Consider the following 16,431-nt stretch of genomic DNA (forward strand, 5'->3'; position numbering starts at 1 on the left):
TTCCATCTTTATCGAGTTTTACAATCAAAACATCTTTGGAGCCATAGCCTTTAGCTGAGTTTTGAACATTCCCTGCAACAAAGAATCCTAAATCCGTGGTCTGAATGACTGATCTGGCTTCTTCATCAGAAGAAGTTCCTAAAGTTTTCTGCCAGAGTTCATCTCCAAATTCATTAAGTCGGATCAGCCAAATGTCTGATCCACCTTTGGAATCTTCTTTTTTATCAAGGCCTTTCCCTGAATATGAGGTACCAGAAATCAAAAATCCACCATCTTGTGTAGCAACGGTTGCTGAAAGATAGTCGTGATTGTTTCCGGAGAAGTATTTTTCCCAAACTTCTTCTCCTTGCTGGTTTAACTTTACCAGATGGAAATCGTAGCCGTTATTCTGCTTCGAGGTTGCAGATTGCAGATTAGAGGTTGCAGGGGACTCAGCCTTTGATTGAATTGAGCTTCCCGTGATCAGATACTGCTGATCTATTGTTGTAGTCACCTGGCTTAGAAAATCCTGCGTAGAGGATTTGATGTCTTTTTGCCAGACAACCTCCTGAGCCGCCAGACCCAGGATTGTGCACATCGTAAATGCACTCATGTAGAGTTTTTTCATATTTGTTATTTTATGCGCAAATTTAAAATTATATTTTAATCTCAGTATGGGGAAAACCGTATATTTTAATTAGTGATTTACGGTAGGTTATTTAACCGGATAAATAATATCTCATCATAAGTGTGGTTTAAATGTTATTATTCTATTTTTCTTACTGTAACAAAGATATAATCATGAGACGACAAAGTGTGTCGTATTACATAAATGCATAATTAATTTAATTTTCAATGACAAAAATAAAAAGGAGTCCCAAATAATTATTGTGGATTACCATAAGTAATATTATTTTCTACAAATATATAAATTGCAGTAATATAAGGTTACAAAAATGCAGTATTTTATATTTCACTTTGTATAAGTGAAAATAATAGACGAAAATAAAATTACTGAATTAAAAGCCAGAATTCCTGTTGATGTCGGCAATCAGATTAGAAAGTTCCGTGAAAAAAAGAAACTTTCTCAGACTGAACTAGCTGAATTGATAGGGAAAGACAGACAATATCTCTATAAAATAGAAAAAGGGAAAGTAACCTCAAATGTTTTCACAATTGCTCTTATAGCTTCTGCCCTAGACATTTCATTGGCTGATTTGGTGGAAGAAATAAAACTTTAGGCGGGAAATGATAAGTGAGGCCTAAATTACTAAGGAAGTTTAATTTTAGTAAAAATCTTATTACTATCTGGTATAATCTATAAAAATATTTTTTGTCAAAGGAGCAATACCAGTTCAGGACTATTCTTTTTTGTAATCTAAAAGCATTCAATAAAACTATCTTAAATTTCAAATAAATACAATTGCATTTTATTTATACAAGAAGGCTTGTTTGGGAAGGTATGTAAGGTTTGTATCTAAATAGCATTATATATTATAATGGGTGACTGAGTAAGAGTTTAAGTATATTATATAAAAGGTGAAAAATAATGTACTGTTTAGGAACTGTAAAAAAGATCCCGCCCTATACTCTTTTACAACATATTTTGAAATTTAAAAGTCGATTTAAATTTGTCCGTCGGAAAATCTTTGTTTTGTTCTACAAATCAATTTTTCTTTTCAATATCTTTCCCTTCAATTGTTTTTAAGATCCCTTCAATTGTGTTAAGTTGATCGGGGTTGAGGTTCTTAACAGTTTCCTGGCTTAGTACTTTTCCGTTAATCTGTATATAGTTATTCTGGTTTTGGATCAGAGTGTTATTATTTATATGATTTGGGTTATTTCCAAATGAAGTATTTTTCAAAGTTCCAATACATTCCAAATATAATTTAGCAGCCTTCATATCGCCGTTAATAGCATACTGGAAAACTGTTGTCATTACTTTGGACTGCATGATATGGAACTGCTGTTGAAATTCTGCATAGTAGGGGCTGTTTTTATAATTCGCTAAATGCTTATGAATCGTTTGTCTGCTGAGTTCCGTTTTACTGGCTATTTCAGTTTTTGTAGGCATCCTGCCATTCTCTTTGATATGGGACGTAATAGCCCACATGATATTGATATGATTATGTTCCCAAATTTCATTCCTTGTACCCTGATCCATGATTTCCTCAACCTGAGTACAGAATTTATCTTTATCTTCCCCGGTTAATGTATTGAACTGCCGGGTAAGAATAAGGGTGAGATCTTCTCTTTCTTTGGCATTTAGTATTTTTAGATCTTCCCTAGTTATCTTTTCTAAAGACAGCAGAGAATTTATTTTATTTTCAGATTCTGTCAACTTGGGTAAACCTTTATTGATTCCTGCAATTGCTTTTTTATTTGTTTTCATTGTATGGTAATTTTAAATTTTAATCAGTGATCCAAGTTAACCCAAAGAATATTAGAGTTGCTTTACGTTTGCTTTTTGCTTTTTTCAATGTCAGGTTTTGTTAGGCTCTGAATAGCATATTCTTTGATAATTTTTCACGTTTAAAACCTTACCTTTTTCCTAACAATCAAAAGATGCGTGATTAATATTTTTTAAACAAAACTGAGCTATTATTAAAAATATCATAATCTCAATTCTGTAATTTTTTGAATCTCTTTTTTCTTTCTTTTTATGAATTATATTATTATTTATACCTTCTTTTTTATTAGAGTTATTTTAAGAAAAGGTGCATATTCCAAATTTATCAGCCTGAGAGAGTTTTTTTATTTTTGGAAAAAGCAGATTTCACCGATATTCCCTGTGTGGAATTTGCACCACTTAGCAAATCAAAAATTTTGTCTAAAATCAGCACCTTTAATTGATGATGCAGATTGTTTTTATTTTGTGATTTATGATAGTATTTTTTGACTTCTCTTGCATAGCAGTTTCGATAAGGATTTTGCAATTTTGTTATCCAATATTCAATTGTACCTGCTTCGGTTATATATTTTACCTCAGAAGATTTTAACCCTGTTGAATCTGGCTCTACATTGATGATAAGGACATTTTCCCACTCACTTAATAAACTTTCTCCCAGCTTCTTGTAAACTTCATCACAGAATAAGTCACAGAGTGAGTAGATTCCCAGCTTACGGATATTCTTTCTCTGCTTGCTTCTGACCTCAAAACGAAATGTATTTCTTTGTATACCATACTGTGGATAGTTTACAAACTGGATACCCTTATCATAGGCTTTAATCTGTTTATAAGGAGTGGCATTGGTTATCTTATAGGTCCTGATACTGCTGCCAAAAATAAAAGGTGTTTTCTTGTAGTATATGATTCCTTCGATGAGGTTTTTCATATTCATTTCCGGGATAATATTAACACCGTATTCCAAATTAATTAGTTGCATCTCTATAAATTCTGAAGGCTCAATTTTCAGAATAGAAAATATTTCTTGTAAAACCTGTTGACAGTTTCCGGGAGTGAAATCATTCCCGTTATGCTTATTCCCATTAAAATAATAATGCGGGGTAATAAACAGGTCTACAAAAATAAATTCATTTTCAGCCATGTTTTTACCCTTACGGCATTCAAGTTTGATGTGGTACTTTTTATGCTGGTAGGTGATGGTATAATTTCCCCGGCTGCTTATCCTTTCAAAATCTGCATTACATAGAAGACGGTTTATGATCTTCTGGCAAAGTGTTCTGAATTTAAGGAAATCCAACATGATACTTTGAAATGATAAGGGCTAACAGGATTTAATTACAGCCTGTTACGGTTAATGAACTCATCAATTTCGTTTCTCTTGAAGTAGATTCGGTTTCCCAGCCCATAGGCAATCAGGGTTCCTTCCTTTCTCCATCGGTGAAGGGTCGATAAATCAATATGAAGCATTTCACATACTTCATTGCGGGTAAGGTAGCTGGTAGGCTCTTTGGGTTGAAACTGCTCTTTGAGCTGCTCTTTTAGTTCCGGGATAATTTCTTTTTTAATCTCCCTGATCAAGTCATCTGGTGTAGTTCCAATAAATTGAATCGTTGTCATAATAACTGCTTTAAATATTATGCAACAAAGGTGGATTCGGAAAAAATTCGGAACAAAATTATTTTTCCGAACTATGTTTTATTTGAATAGTGTTAGTACAGTAATGAGATAATTAGTATGCTTACTGGAGTTAAAATACTTTTTTTAACGGTCGGTTTGCTGTACCTTCTTTGAAAATTACATAATGAGTCTTTTTTTATTCTCTTTTCGGTACATTTCGTTGTACATAAAATCAAATTACAGTATATTTGATACACTCTATTAAGAATTCTAATTGGGAAGTTACAGCAGCTGCATTAGCGGTAATTGCAGCAATTATTGCAAATTTTAATTCTCAACGTATTTCCTGGAAACAGGAAGACGAGTACGAAGCTGATATTGAAATTAATTTTGATTTAAAAACAATTAGCAGAAAGGTATTGCTCGTAATTGAGAATACTGGCGGTAGTAGAGCTTATAAAGTGAATTTCACTATTACTCCGGAATTGAAAGTGATTAAAAATGAAATAATAAAAAATGGAAATCTAAATTTTATTGACAAAAAAGAAAGAATACAATAAAATGTATCTGATACTGCTGATATGTTTGCTCAAAATTTAAATGGTGAAAGGCCAAAAGACTATACAGTTGAATATTCATTTTCGCAAACTGAAAACGGAAGATTGGTGAAAAAGCAGAAAACAATTTCTATGGAACAATATAGAATGACAACATCACCAGATTCAGATTTAGAAGACTTTTATATAAAAAATAGCAATATTTCAGACAAATTAGACAAATTGGAAAAAGCAATTTTACAAATTAGGAAATAATTAATTTATGAGTAGACATAATTTTATTATTAGCATTTTACAAAAACCTAAACGTCTATTTAAAATCTCAAAAAACAATTAAATAAATACAGTTACCAAAAATATGAACACTATTAATTGTTTTCGATGTGATTGATGGAAAATATAAGTTAACTTCACGACCTCTATAAAACCTACAACACAGAATTTAATTCACACAAAATTTAAATTATGTCAGATATCAGTATATTTAATGAAAGAGATATCTATTATATTTTAGTGATGTGTGCCATCGTTGCTGGTTTTTTTCTTACCCTCGTCCTCTTTGTTATCAATGTTTTGGTCAAGAAGAAAAAGAAATTCTCATATTATATTTTGATGTATTTTATTTGTAGCATCTTATCTCTCATCGTACTTTGGTTTTTAGAAAATGTTTAGATACATTTAGGTTTTTAAAACGATAGATTTTATGAAAATAACACACAAATTGAAATTTATTTTAATTTTTTTCACTTCTGTCAACTTCTTTTTTTCACAGAAGTTTAGTTTTATTTATGAAGCTAAATATAGAACAAGTAAAGAAAAACCTGAAGATATAAATACTGAAAATATGATTTTGGATTTGAGAATAATACTTCTATTTTTTAGAGACTCCATGTCCAGAGATGCTGACTCCCTGAAGCTCATTAATAAAAATGGAGGCTATATAATGGGGGTTGAAAATCAATTTTATATTAAAAAAGATATCACTAATAAAAAAATAGGAAAAATTATTACTTATTTAAGAGCAAATTATCTTCTCCCGATTGATGAACAATTGAATTGGAAAATCTTACCGGAACAAAAAACAATTGGAAAATATAAATCGCAAAAAGCAGAAGTTAGATATGATAACGGCTATTTATCCACAAAGCTTTGCTATTAAACTTTAAAAGTACTTTGGGATGAAAAATTTGATTTACTTCATATCTAATACTGTTTCTTATTTAGGGACTGATAAAAATACCTCGAGCACAGCCGATAATGATTCTATTATTATTTTGAATCAATACCTTTTTCTATTATGCCTTATATTTCTATTGCACGACATCTACAGTCTGATCTTTATAAGAGATCTGCCAACCAATATTCTGCTTTTTGCTATTTCGTGCGTATTTTTTCTTTGCCTCTTTATTCCCGTAAATATTAGGCTGAATAAATATTTTATTTCCTTTTTCTTTATGCTCCTAACCTCTATGATCACTTATTATTCTTCTTTATGTGGAGCTGAAAGCGGAGTATTTCTTTTTTATTTCTCCTTAATCCCTGCATTACAAATTTTTTTTTCGTGGAAAAAGCATAGATTCTTTATTTTATTCATACTGTTCTTTATTCTTTTACAGCTATACGTATCGGCAAGTACTGGTTTTAAATTGGTGAATAATGGCAGTAAGTACATCAATTTTAGACATGCATTGTTGTTGATGAATATCAGCTTTCTTTTGCTAAGCCTGGCCCTTAATTCATTCTTTTTTTACAGGAAAATAAAAACCTATTATTTTATTTTAAACAGGGATGTGCATAAGAATATGCAGATCGATAATTTGAATCATGAAGTTGTCCGGTTGAAGAGATTATTAAATAAGGATGTATTTTCTGAAGAAACGTTAAAAGATCTTGTGGACTCGATCCAATTGAACGATACTGTCTTTCTTGAAAAATTTGAAGTATTTTTTCCCGGCCTTTTTGATAAAGTTCAAAAGATCAGCGAAAATCCTCTCACAGGTTCCGACCTTAAAATGTGCGCTATGCTCAAGTTGGGTTTTACAGCTAAACAAATTGCAATCTATACCAATTCTTCAATCAAGTCTGTAGAAGGAAAAATATACAGGCTAAGAAAGAAATTGAATATCAATACTGATGAGGATTCAAAAGCTTGGTTTATAGTACTATAGCTTATTATTGGCATTGTTTTGAAACCCCCAATTTTCCCCGCGAGTGTTTTCGAGGTCAAAGTTTTCTGCTTTTTTTTTTGATTTTATGTTTTTTTGCATACTTAAAACTGATACCACAAGTTCAGTCTGAGGATCTAAAAAGCAAATGATGAGAAAAGGGTGCGGCAGAGTCAAGAAAATTATTTTTCTTTTTACGGACAGTGTAGTAACACTGTTCGGGCTTATCTGCTATTTCTGCCCGGTTTCCTTTACTTCACAGGTTTATATTTCAGATAATGTACAATTAAATATTGGCGAGCATACTCGATTCTACACTGGAGAAGAAGTAATTAAGTCTGGTAAAGTATTTGTTGTGGGCGAGACTAACATCATAGGTGGGTTTAGCGGAGAGAAAAAACATATTCGCTCAGCCCGGATCACGAAAAAGGAAAGATCGATAGCCCGGAATCCAAAGAAAAAGGAAAAGAAGAAAGAAAAAATAGTTTCTAAACAAAATAGTCCTCGCTTTACACTCCATATCATTCCGGAAGAGCCCGGCTTATTTATGGTCAGTATCTCTAAGCGATGTTCATTTAGCATCCCAGGTGTTTATGTTTATAAAAATATCTATACAGGCGGTCCGCTTCGAAATATAATAGCATACTTTTTTTCAAAAGAAAAGAAAATAACTTATGTATTTTATCACTCGACAGAAAATTACTGGCAGGTGCATCCTGAGCGCGGGCCGCCATTAAATAAACATACTTAAAATGTTATTTACCCTATGTAGCTGCTGATAGCTGCTGAATCGGGTGATGCAAAAACACAATCAAATTTAAACACAAACTTATGCATAAAACTTTATACGGTAAGCTTACTATGCTTTGCCTGCTTACTTTTTTACCCGTTTCTGTATTTTCACAGACCAACTATTATGTAAAATCAGGAGGAACCGGCAGTGGTACTTCCTGGGATAACCCTTTGGGAGCCATACCTGTTCTTGGTCAAATACTGAATAATGTTCATATTTATGTTGCGGAAGGTGATTATAATTTAGGAACAACCACTTATTCCTATACAGGGAATGATGTTCTTTTTCAAGGTGGGTTTCCAGCTGATGCCACAGGAACAGACCTCACAGGATACAACCCGGAAATGTATATTTCCAGAGTTATCAAACCTGCTAATGACGGACTATTTGCCATTGGAACCACATCTGCCACTTTTAATGTAAATAAATTGACTATAAAAGGAATTTATTATACTAACACAGGAGCCGGAAGTGCCGGTAATTTTTTCTCCGCTGGTGTAAATGGAAATTATCAGCTGAAAATTGAAGACTGTACGATTTACGATGCAACAGCGACTGCCGGTTTTATAAGAACCGATACATTCACTTCTACAACTACGCCGGTTACCCAATGGATACACAACAACAAATTTTACCGTAATACAATGGGAAGCACAGGTGTTATTGCTTATTCTGTAGTTAATGGAAATATTAAAGTTCTCTTCAGCAATAATTTAATTGGAGAAGGTAACTCAACCGATGGAACAGGATTTTATGCGACAACTGCCGGGAATACAGCTACAAGCCAGGCACGCTTTTATATTATCGGGAATATATTTTCATGCGGAACGGCCAACTCTACAACCGGAGGAGTTTATTTTACAACAGCCGGAAATCTTGTTGCTAAAAACAATGTTTTCCTCGGTGTAAGAGGAACGAATTATGGTGGAGCAATATTCCTGACAGCATCAAGAGGATTCCAAATCGATAGCAATTATTTTATACAAAACTACACCAGTAATACAACTGTAGGTGCCGGGGGAGCTATAGCCATTGAAGGTGCCATTGATGTTGGAAGTATGATCACCACCAATTATATCAAGAATAATTTCTTTTTTGAGAATAAGGTCAATACATCAACTAATGGGGGTAGCGCAATTTCCCTTGCAGCAGCAACAGCGAGTACGACAGCAACGGGAGCGGTTGACATTACCGGGAATATATTTGCTTATAATTCAGCCCTTGCAGGTACAGGCACAAACCGTCAGGCAACTATCCAAACCCGCGGAAATAATATAGGAAATATTTCCAATAATGTATTTTATGGTAACCGTAACAGTGGCGGAGATCAGGATATTTACGCGGAGATAAGGGCTACTAATGCTTCTAATATAACAGGAGTTATTGACAATAATAAATTTCAACTGCCCAATGCAGTAGCCTATACCGGAAACAATCTGCAACTGAAAATAGTCGCAGGTACAGGAAATACTTTCGGTACAACCAAAGCAGACATCGCAGATGTTAATGCAGGCGATTTTACAATCGATTGTTATACAGGAAGTGTGGGCTGTTTCAAAATAGACGACAGTGATGCCGCTACGGCAAAAATCTCAAAAATAGGCATATCCACTTTCAAATCCCAATCAAAAAGCTGGCCTCAAAAAGATATGGATGGCAATGATATTAATAATGGCATCATGGTCTTAGATTCAAATACAAAACCATTGGTAGTCACCAGAGTAAAGAACCCTGCTAAAACACTGGGAACAGATGCATCATTAAAAGGTGCTGTGGCTTATGACACTGAAAGAAAATGTCTGATGCTCTTTGATGGTGATAAATGGGACTGTCTTGCTAAAGGCTGTGACAAGTCTATCTATGACGTCCTGGAAAGTATAAAAGCACAATTGGGAACCCCTTAAAAACTTAATAGTTATGAAAAAAATAATAGCATCAATATTGGTTACTGCGAGTCTTTCAGTAAAATCCCAGGTCATCATCGGTGATAATGCGGGCTCAGTACCGGCAAACAGCAATGCCATCTTGTCCTTTTCCTCAGAAAATATGGGAATTGTACTTCCTATCATCAATTCTGCAACGGAAACCGCATCATCCAACAATGTAGTGAGAGTTCCGGGAACACTTTACGTCAGCCGTGCGGATAAACAGATAAAAGTTTATATGTTACCAACCACACAAAACAGCACAGGGCTTTTACCGCTTACTCCAACATTACCGGCAGCAGTTACTTTGCCTACCGCCAATACCGCAGCAGAATCCACACAAAATGCAGGAGTCATCATCGGGGCACAAACAACCAGCCAAAAAGGAATTCTTGTTTTGGAGAATGACAAGAAAACACTGGTTATGCCTTCGATTGGTACAAGAACTAATCCCCCTCATAAAGCTATAAAATCTCCATATATAGGAACAATAGGTTTTGCAGAAACCGATAATGTAGTTTTTCCGACCACAAAACCCAGTAAAAAGCTTTTATGGGTTTTTAACGGAGGGAATAAGAGCATCAACGGTGCCGGGCAGTGGCACTTATGGAGAGCCGGAGCAGAATTACCACCAACCGGAGTTATAGACCAGAATTACCTGGATAGTTTACCATAAAGGATGATTTTATTGATAAAGCCGGAAGCCTGACCAGCCCTTTGTTACAGAGCGCGGAGACTTTAATTAATCTATTTCTGCATTTCTGTAACTTTTATTCTATTCCTGATAACCGAATAATTGCAATTCATCGCCTGACATTTATTTTGAAAGGATATAGCCAATAACAAATCTGATCCAAGACCAGTTTTGTATAGAATGACATAAAAATAAATAATGGGGTTTGGTAAAAATGCTCTGTTAACTTAAAAATAATGGAGTTCCTTTTATTTAAAACTCTATGATGAAAAAGAAGAAATATTAATGGACAATTATAAGAATATTCATCTAGGAAGCTTGATCAAACAAGCTATTGAACATCAGGAAATAGAAATGTCCCTTATTTGTAATTTTTTCAAATGTTCTGAAAACGAAGTGATAGAAATGTGTCGACAGGAAAGCCTCCCTACAGATGTTCTGCTGAGATGGAGTAAATTATTGGAATATGATTTTTTCCGGCTGTACAGTCAGCATTTGATTCTTTATTCACCTCCGGCTCGTAACAATCAGTCTGAGAGCCAGAAGAGCAAATCAAACAATCTACATCGTTTCCGCAAAAATATCTATACCAAAGAGATCATAGATTTCATTTTAGAGCAAATTAGTACAGGAAAAATGACCCGGGCACAAATAATAGAAAAATATAAGATACCAAAAACAACGCTTTATAAGTGGATCAGTAAATATTAACATCTGGTTATAATTTTATCAACAACCTGATTCTTTTTTAAAGATGAATCTTTTATAAAACATGCTCAGACGATTTTTTTTAACAAGTTATAGTATGGAAAATAAACTCAATACACCAGATTATAAACAGATATTTATAGATATTATAGAACAAAAGTTTCCGGATAAAAACGATGAGTATGTTTCTATTTTAAACAAAGAAAAATTCTCTGTTATGGAGATAATTGAGATCAACAAAATGATATTCGGAACTAACGAACAGAATTTGACATTCAACCAGAAACAACGTTCCTACAGCAAATCTGATATTCTTAAAATTTTGGATTTTCAGAAAAAGAACCGATTAAACAATACCAAACTGGCGATGCATTTTAAATTAAGCAGGAATACGGTTGCTAAATGGAAGAAAACGTTTTTAGTATAATGTATGAAGGTAATGTTTCTGTTCCAGACACATTTTAATGATCATTCATAATGGATTTACTTGGTTTTGAAATGATTTTAAATTTAGAATATGCTTCTTATTGGTTTCCAATATATAATAAACGGGTTTACGCTTATTTCAATCATCAGAATATTCCGCATTTTTAGTAGTGCCTTCAACCTTTAAATATGGTTCATCTTTAATCTTATGATAGATATGGTGTACAGCATTTTCACCTTGTAACATTATGTTGAAAGCACAAAACTGTATTTCTTTCTGGTTAGAAAGCCCAGCCATTCATTTTTCCGAACATAGTTGTAAGATAACGGCTTTCATTCCGAAACGGGTGAGGATGAGGTCCAGTTCTTCTTTATCCTGAATATTTCTGATAGGGTATTTTAGTGAGTTTTTATCTTTTGTAAACTGGCTGCTTTGATTCCGTGCTGTAATAGGTTCTTTGGTTAAGAGTTCAAAGAATTTTGCCAGCTGGTTATCTGTAATCTTAGGATATTGAGACCGCAGGAAATCCAATATTCCAGTATGATGCAGCAAAGCTATATTTTTTGTTTTGCTTGTTTTAATTTCTGAAATATCAATATCGTTTTCTAAAACTTCCATATTTTCAGCCGGGGAAATTTCTTTGATCTTTCTTATAATCATTCGTTGAAACTCATAGAGGGAAAAGAATTCATAAGGAAACAATAAACTTTCAATATCTACCTGCAAATATTCTTTATCTCCGCAGATCTTTTCAGGGGCTTTGTATATTTCTTTTTGCCTTTCTGTTAAAAGATGCTGAGGTATCTTTTTTGTGTATGGTATAGTAAGGTTTTTGGCTTCACGCTCTTTTATGGCCTGTTCTATATCCTCGCGTGTAAATTCGGCCTGCTTTTCATCCGTTTCAATAAAGAGATAGAATTCCAGGTCTTTCAATAATGATTTTAATAAATCAAGGTGGTAGTTTTCTGTAATATCTTTTAATGCTTTGCTTCTTTCAAAATACCCAACATCATTATACCTGATGTGATGAAAGAAATCCCAAATATCTACATTGATATTACTTTTTTCGGTGTCTTCTGTTTTAGGCATATCCCGGAACCTCAGTAAAATATTTTTTTCAATCTCGATCTGCTCGGTAATAAAGGTAGCAATATCATAAAGCCCAACTGTTTTTTCGTAAAACTCGGTATCCCTTATATTTTCGGCTCTTTTTAATGAGAAGAAAAGACTTATTTTTTCGTGTAATATTTGTTTTTGTTGTTTAGTGCAGTTGTTTAATTCAATGCAGCTTGCTAAAAGTTCAGGGGACTGTATAAAATCCTCTTCTCTATATCCTGAAAGATTGAAATCATCCAGCAGGTTATTTTTTAGGATATAATGGCTGTGGTAGGGCATATAACCTTCAAGATCATCAAGGGTATCAATAATTTTAAATGTGGTAGTGTCGTTTTTATCATATTTGGCCCTGCAATTATCAATATAGCTGTTATACTTTCTTTTAAGCATAGAAAGATACTGTAGCATATTATATTCGTTCTGAATTGAAAAGTCTATAAAATAGTTTTCTTTGAAATCTCTTAAACTTTCATAAATTATCGTTTCCATAACCTGTGATTTGGAAAGCTAAATTAAAAGGCAAATGCGACAAAGGTTGTCGCATAATATTTTGCTTACTAATCAGCTTTAGGAGCCCGCAAAAAATAAAGTGAAAACTTTGCTCTGTTAATGATTGCCACTGTTAACGATATTTAAGACGAAAGGTTTAATTTTTTTTTTCCTTTATATTTTCAGTAATTAATTCTGTTGGTTATGGAATTAAGATATTTTTTGTTGTGCGATTTCTCTAAATGTTTTTGCCGTTTGCAAAGCATGATCTGATGAGGTTTTTCCGATATAAGATAAAAACATTCTTTCCGTTTTATGTCCTGTTATGGACATAATTTGTGGGGTTGTAAATCTTTTGTCCCCGTAAAAATTAGTTGCAAAAGAACGACGACATATATGAGAAGATACCAATTTATATTTTTCTGTTTCTTTAATCTCATTTCTTTTCAATTCGTCATTAAAAACTTTCCCTTTGACTATATTATTTATTTCAGCAACTTCACAAACCTTTTTAATATGCCTGTTAAACAAAACAAAATTACTGTCTGTTGCATTCCCATAGGTGGGAGGGAAGTCTCCATTGTAAATTTCTAATATTTTCAAAACCTCATCATGTAGGGGAATTGAAACCTCATTGCCTGTTTTTATTTGTGTAAGTTCCAGAATAGGAAACTTATTTCCTTCATTATCAATTTTAGTGAAGACCATTCCTGAATTCATTCTTAAAAGATCAGAAACTCTTTGCCCTGTATAGCATCCAATAATAAGCCAGTGTTTAGCCGTAATTAAATCTTTTCCTATTACTTTGGCATTTTTTATTTTTTCAATTTCATCAAAATTTAAAAATACTTTTATTGACGGAACATTCTCAATAGTAAAGTTGTTGATAAGCCGGTTTATATTTTTAGCGTTGTTCTGTGCATCCAATAAAACGGTTTTTAAACACCTTAAAGTCCTGTTTGCAGTAGATTCCATCACTTTACAGTCGGTAAGCATAAAAACTCTAAACTCTAGCATTAATTTTTTATCAAATTCAGTAATTAAAAATTCGCTCTTCCTTTTAACTTCAAAAGCTTTAATTTTTGTTTGTAGTTGAATGAATTTTTGGATGGTAGCATTTTTAATATTGCTATCCATCTTCCGTAATTCAATATAGTTATTAAGATAAATCGAAAATAAATCGTCGTTTTCGGGATTGGAATTCCGTCCAAAGAATAAGTCAATTTTCTTTTTAAGCCAGTTTGTAGAGAAAATCACCCCTTTGCTAAAATCGGAATTATGTTCTTTCTGAATAAAGTTTGAAAGGTCATTTAATTGGATAGCAATAATTTTGTTTTCAGCTTTTGTTTGTTTGACCTGGGATTTTTCAACACTCCAATCTTTGAAGTTAGCAGTTAGGCCTGTTCTGGTTTCAAAAACCTGATTCCGGGAGATACTGAAGCGTAAAAAAATTTGAGAATTATCAGTCTTAGCCTTTAGTCTGAATTTTACGGTTGCCATAATTTTGCATTTTGAACATAACAAAGATAAATAAAAAAATAGGTGGTTGGGAAAAATTCCCAACCATTTCCCAACCGTTTTAAAATTAGAATCAATTTGATGAAATTACATGCAATACTGATCAAGGCTTTTATAATGTATATATAGTAGTGTTTATAGTATGTTTGATGATGTTTACTATAAAAAATAATTACTCTGTATTGTGTTGTTTTGGTTCAGGTGGGACCACAACAAAAAACCGCAATACTCTAATAAAAGTATTGCGGTTTTTATTTATATTCTAACTTTTCATATTCAATCTTTCCTCCTGAAGATCAAGTAAACGAAGATGTTTTCTGATGATTTCTTCATCCAACAAAAGTTCTTCGCGGTTCTTATTAATGAGCCAGATTCTTTGAGTTTCGAGAATGTCAATATAAATATTCCGGTATTCATTGTAATTAATGATGATTTCTGAACTGCTCAGTTGTTTTTCATATTTCTGTAGTTGATCCTTTAATGCCGGGAAGCTTTCTATTTTATGAGCATAGTCCTTACGGATTTTATCAACGGCCACTTGAGCAAGGCTGTTCTGAATTTCGTAATCGATTTCCTTTTCACTTCTTACAAAATCACGGTCTATAGGTGGGAATTTTTTTAATAAAAAAGGAAGCGTAAGCCCCTGAACAAGCAATGTTAAAAGAATCACGACAAATGTGATGAAAAGAATCAGATTTCTTTGTGGGAAAGGCGTCCCGTCATCTAAAGTCAGGGGAATTGAAAGTGCTGCGGCCAGAGATACTACGCCTCTCATTCCCGTCCAGCCAATGATCATGGGCGTTTTCCAGCCGGGAGATTGTGCATCTGCAACGGTGATGAAATTTCTCATAATTAAGGTCGTAACCACTGCTGCATAGCCGGCAAAAATTCTTACAATAACCAGAACTGCAGTAACAGCAACTCCATAACCGATTGCCGTATAAATATCGGTGTCACCTAAACCGGAAACAATCTCAGGCAGATCTAAGCCGATGAGCATGAAAACAATTCCATTCAGCAAAAAACAAAAACTTTCCCAAACTGTTACGGTGCGTATTCTGGAGGCACTGCTCAAAAAATCGTGACTGCGGTAAGAGAGGAATAAGCCGCCACTTACCACCGCCAGAACTCCGGAGGCGTGAAGCTGCTCTGCTGCCAGATACATCGAAAAGGGCGCAATAAAAGTCAGTAAAATATCAGTGTTTGAATCAGTGGGTAAAATCTTGTGCATTTTCAGAAAAATATATGCGATGATAAGCCCTATTCCTACACCGCCAATACACATCCATACAAAACTTCCTGCTGCCTCATGCCATACAAATTGTCCGGTTGCAGCAGCAATCATGGCAAACCGGAAAATGATTAAAGAAGAAGCATCATTCAGCAAACTTTCGCCCTCTAGAATGGAAGCTAGTCTTTTGGGTACTTTTACAAACTTTAAAATCGCACCGGCACTTACTGCATCGGGTGGAGAAACAATTCCGCCCAATAAAAAGCCTAGAGCTAAAGAAAATCCCGGGATAAAATAATTAGCGAAGACGGCAACCGATAACGCGGTGAAAAATACAACGACAAAAGCAAAACTGAAAATAATTCTCCGCCACCGCCAAAGTTCTTTCCATGAAGTTGACCAGGCTGCTTCATACAATAAAGGCGGTAAAAAAATGATAAATATTAATTCCGGTTCTATTTTTATGGGTGGTACGCCCGGAATAAAGCTTATTAAAAGCCCCGCCAACACAAGCAAGACAGGATAGGCGACCTTAATTTTTTTCGCCAGCATAATAAGCATGGTGATGAGCAGAACCAAAAAAAGATAGAATTCGAAATTTTCTAACATGTATAAATTTTAGATAAATATATATCAAATTTTTAAAAACATTTAGAACCTGCTTAAAATTTAAACACACTCTAAATGTTGGAGATATAGAAATGGTACCGATTAAATTTAGACTGTTTCTATCTATCATTTACATGGGCTCTTCTCATGAGTTATTAAAATCCCTGATTAGTGATATATATCATATTGTTTTACT

Annotated in this window: 16 protein-coding genes and 1 pseudogene; 10 read left to right on the plus strand and 7 right to left on the minus strand. The window is 33.7% G+C overall.

All coding sequences use genetic code 11. The features are described from left to right. Window positions 1-607, minus strand: a pseudogene (locus LC418_RS05315) (T9SS type A sorting domain-containing protein); the annotation flags it as partial. A gap of 358 nt (window positions 608-965) precedes the next feature. On the opposite strand from LC418_RS05315, the gene LC418_RS05320 reads away from it, so the two are divergent. After that, the gene (locus LC418_RS05320) at window positions 966-1,220 is read left to right on the plus strand and encodes a helix-turn-helix domain-containing protein (RefSeq protein ID WP_111959044.1); all 255 of its coding nucleotides are present in this window, start codon (window positions 966-968) and stop codon (window positions 1,218-1,220) included. Window positions 1,221-1,645: 425 nt separating this feature from the next. Here the strand turns inward: LC418_RS05320 and LC418_RS05325 are convergent, their stop codons facing one another. The 3 genes from LC418_RS05325 to LC418_RS05335 form a co-directional block, all read right to left on the minus strand. Continuing rightward, on the minus strand, window positions 1,646-2,371 hold the full coding sequence (locus LC418_RS05325) for a hypothetical protein (protein WP_223558347.1): 726 nt from the start codon (window positions 2,369-2,371) through the stop codon (window positions 1,646-1,648). 343 nt (window positions 2,372-2,714) lie between these two features. Then, the gene (locus tag LC418_RS05330; RefSeq protein ID WP_223558348.1) at window positions 2,715-3,686 is read right to left on the minus strand and encodes a hypothetical protein; all 972 of its coding nucleotides are present in this window, start codon (window positions 3,684-3,686) and stop codon (window positions 2,715-2,717) included. Window positions 3,687-3,721: 35 nt separating this feature from the next. Beyond that, a complete protein-coding gene (locus tag LC418_RS05335) occupies window positions 3,722-4,003 on the minus strand; it encodes a helix-turn-helix domain-containing protein (protein ID WP_223558349.1) in 282 nt (93 codons plus the stop codon). A 248-nt stretch (window positions 4,004-4,251) separates the two neighbouring features. Between LC418_RS05335 and LC418_RS05340 the strand changes: the two genes are divergently transcribed. The 9 genes from LC418_RS05340 (at window position 4,252) to LC418_RS05380 (ending at window position 11,272) form a co-directional block, all read left to right on the plus strand. Further along, window positions 4,252-4,563, plus strand: a complete 312-nt coding sequence (locus tag LC418_RS05340) for a hypothetical protein (protein ID WP_223558350.1) — start codon at window positions 4,252-4,254, stop codon at window positions 4,561-4,563. A gap of 21 nt (window positions 4,564-4,584) precedes the next feature. Further along, a complete protein-coding gene (locus LC418_RS05345) occupies window positions 4,585-4,815 on the plus strand; it encodes a hypothetical protein (protein ID WP_223558351.1) in 231 nt (76 codons plus the stop codon). A 448-nt stretch (window positions 4,816-5,263) separates the two neighbouring features. After that, window positions 5,264-5,719, plus strand: a complete 456-nt coding sequence (locus LC418_RS05350; RefSeq protein ID WP_223558352.1) for a hypothetical protein — start codon at window positions 5,264-5,266, stop codon at window positions 5,717-5,719. A gap of 538 nt (window positions 5,720-6,257) precedes the next feature. Beyond that, window positions 6,258-6,728 (plus strand): helix-turn-helix transcriptional regulator, encoded by a 471-nt coding sequence (locus tag LC418_RS05355; protein WP_223558353.1) that lies wholly within the window; start codon window positions 6,258-6,260, stop codon window positions 6,726-6,728. Between the two features lie 145 nt (window positions 6,729-6,873). Next, window positions 6,874-7,476, plus strand: a complete 603-nt coding sequence (locus tag LC418_RS05360; RefSeq protein ID WP_223558354.1) for a hypothetical protein — start codon at window positions 6,874-6,876, stop codon at window positions 7,474-7,476. An 80-nt stretch (window positions 7,477-7,556) separates the two neighbouring features. Further along, window positions 7,557-9,422 carry an autotransporter outer membrane beta-barrel domain-containing protein gene (locus tag LC418_RS05365; protein WP_223558355.1) on the plus strand — a complete coding sequence of 622 codons (1,866 nt, stop codon included), beginning with the start codon at window positions 7,557-7,559 and terminating at the stop codon, window positions 9,420-9,422. Window positions 9,423-9,435: 13 nt separating this feature from the next. Then, window positions 9,436-10,119 carry a hypothetical protein gene (locus LC418_RS05370; RefSeq protein ID WP_223558356.1) on the plus strand — a complete coding sequence of 228 codons (684 nt, stop codon included), beginning with the start codon at window positions 9,436-9,438 and terminating at the stop codon, window positions 10,117-10,119. 303 nt (window positions 10,120-10,422) lie between these two features. Beyond that, a complete protein-coding gene (locus tag LC418_RS05375; RefSeq protein WP_223558357.1) occupies window positions 10,423-10,848 on the plus strand; it encodes a transposase in 426 nt (141 codons plus the stop codon). A 94-nt stretch (window positions 10,849-10,942) separates the two neighbouring features. After that, window positions 10,943-11,272, plus strand: a complete 330-nt coding sequence (locus LC418_RS05380; protein ID WP_223558358.1) for a helix-turn-helix domain-containing protein — start codon at window positions 10,943-10,945, stop codon at window positions 11,270-11,272. 297 nt (window positions 11,273-11,569) lie between these two features. Here LC418_RS05380 and LC418_RS05385 read toward each other — a convergent pair whose 3' ends face one another. The 3 genes from LC418_RS05385 to LC418_RS05395 form a co-directional block, all read right to left on the minus strand. Then, entirely contained in the window at window positions 11,570-12,877 is a 1,308-nt protein-coding gene (locus LC418_RS05385; protein ID WP_223558359.1) for a hypothetical protein, read from the minus strand. Between the two features lie 210 nt (window positions 12,878-13,087). After that, window positions 13,088-14,014, minus strand: a complete 927-nt coding sequence (locus LC418_RS05390) for a tyrosine-type recombinase/integrase (RefSeq protein WP_420837279.1) — start codon at window positions 14,012-14,014, stop codon at window positions 13,088-13,090. A gap of 643 nt (window positions 14,015-14,657) precedes the next feature. After that, window positions 14,658-16,235 (minus strand): Na+/H+ antiporter, encoded by a 1,578-nt coding sequence (locus LC418_RS05395; protein ID WP_223558361.1) that lies wholly within the window; start codon window positions 16,233-16,235, stop codon window positions 14,658-14,660. Between the last annotated feature and the right edge of the window lie 196 nt (window positions 16,236-16,431).

It is taken from the genome of Chryseobacterium lathyri, assembly GCF_019970085.1.
Lineage (GTDB): Bacteria > Bacteroidota > Bacteroidia > Flavobacteriales > Weeksellaceae > Chryseobacterium > Chryseobacterium lathyri.

Bases quoted from the DNA above. Each gene is read 5' to 3' on its own strand.
- LC418_RS05325 (WP_223558347.1), bottom strand. From the start codon at position 2,371: ATGAAAACAAATAAAAAAGCAATTGCAGGAATCAATAAAGGTTTACCC.
- LC418_RS05330 (WP_223558348.1), bottom strand. From the start codon at position 3,686: ATGTTGGATTTCCTTAAATTCAGAACACTTTGCCAGAAGATCATAAAC.
- LC418_RS05335 (WP_223558349.1), bottom strand. From the start codon at position 4,003: ATGACAACGATTCAATTTATTGGAACTACACCAGATGACTTGATCAGG.
- LC418_RS05345 (WP_223558351.1), top strand. From the start codon at position 4,585: ATGTTTGCTCAAAATTTAAATGGTGAAAGGCCAAAAGACTATACAGTT.
- LC418_RS05350 (WP_223558352.1), top strand. From the start codon at position 5,264: ATGAAAATAACACACAAATTGAAATTTATTTTAATTTTTTTCACTTCT.
- LC418_RS05355 (WP_223558353.1), top strand. From the start codon at position 6,258: ATGAATATCAGCTTTCTTTTGCTAAGCCTGGCCCTTAATTCATTCTTT.
- LC418_RS05360 (WP_223558354.1), top strand. From the start codon at position 6,874: ATGATGAGAAAAGGGTGCGGCAGAGTCAAGAAAATTATTTTTCTTTTT.
- LC418_RS05365 (WP_223558355.1), top strand. From the start codon at position 7,557: ATGCATAAAACTTTATACGGTAAGCTTACTATGCTTTGCCTGCTTACT.
- LC418_RS05370 (WP_223558356.1), top strand. From the start codon at position 9,436: ATGAAAAAAATAATAGCATCAATATTGGTTACTGCGAGTCTTTCAGTA.
- LC418_RS05375 (WP_223558357.1), top strand. From the start codon at position 10,423: ATGGACAATTATAAGAATATTCATCTAGGAAGCTTGATCAAACAAGCT.
- LC418_RS05380 (WP_223558358.1), top strand. From the start codon at position 10,943: ATGGAAAATAAACTCAATACACCAGATTATAAACAGATATTTATAGAT.
- LC418_RS05385 (WP_223558359.1), bottom strand. From the start codon at position 12,877: ATGGAAACGATAATTTATGAAAGTTTAAGAGATTTCAAAGAAAACTAT.
- LC418_RS05390 (WP_420837279.1), bottom strand. From the start codon at position 14,014: ATGGATAGCAATATTAAAAATGCTACCATCCAAAAATTCATTCAACTA.
- LC418_RS05395 (WP_223558361.1), bottom strand. From the start codon at position 16,235: ATGTTAGAAAATTTCGAATTCTATCTTTTTTTGGTTCTGCTCATCACC.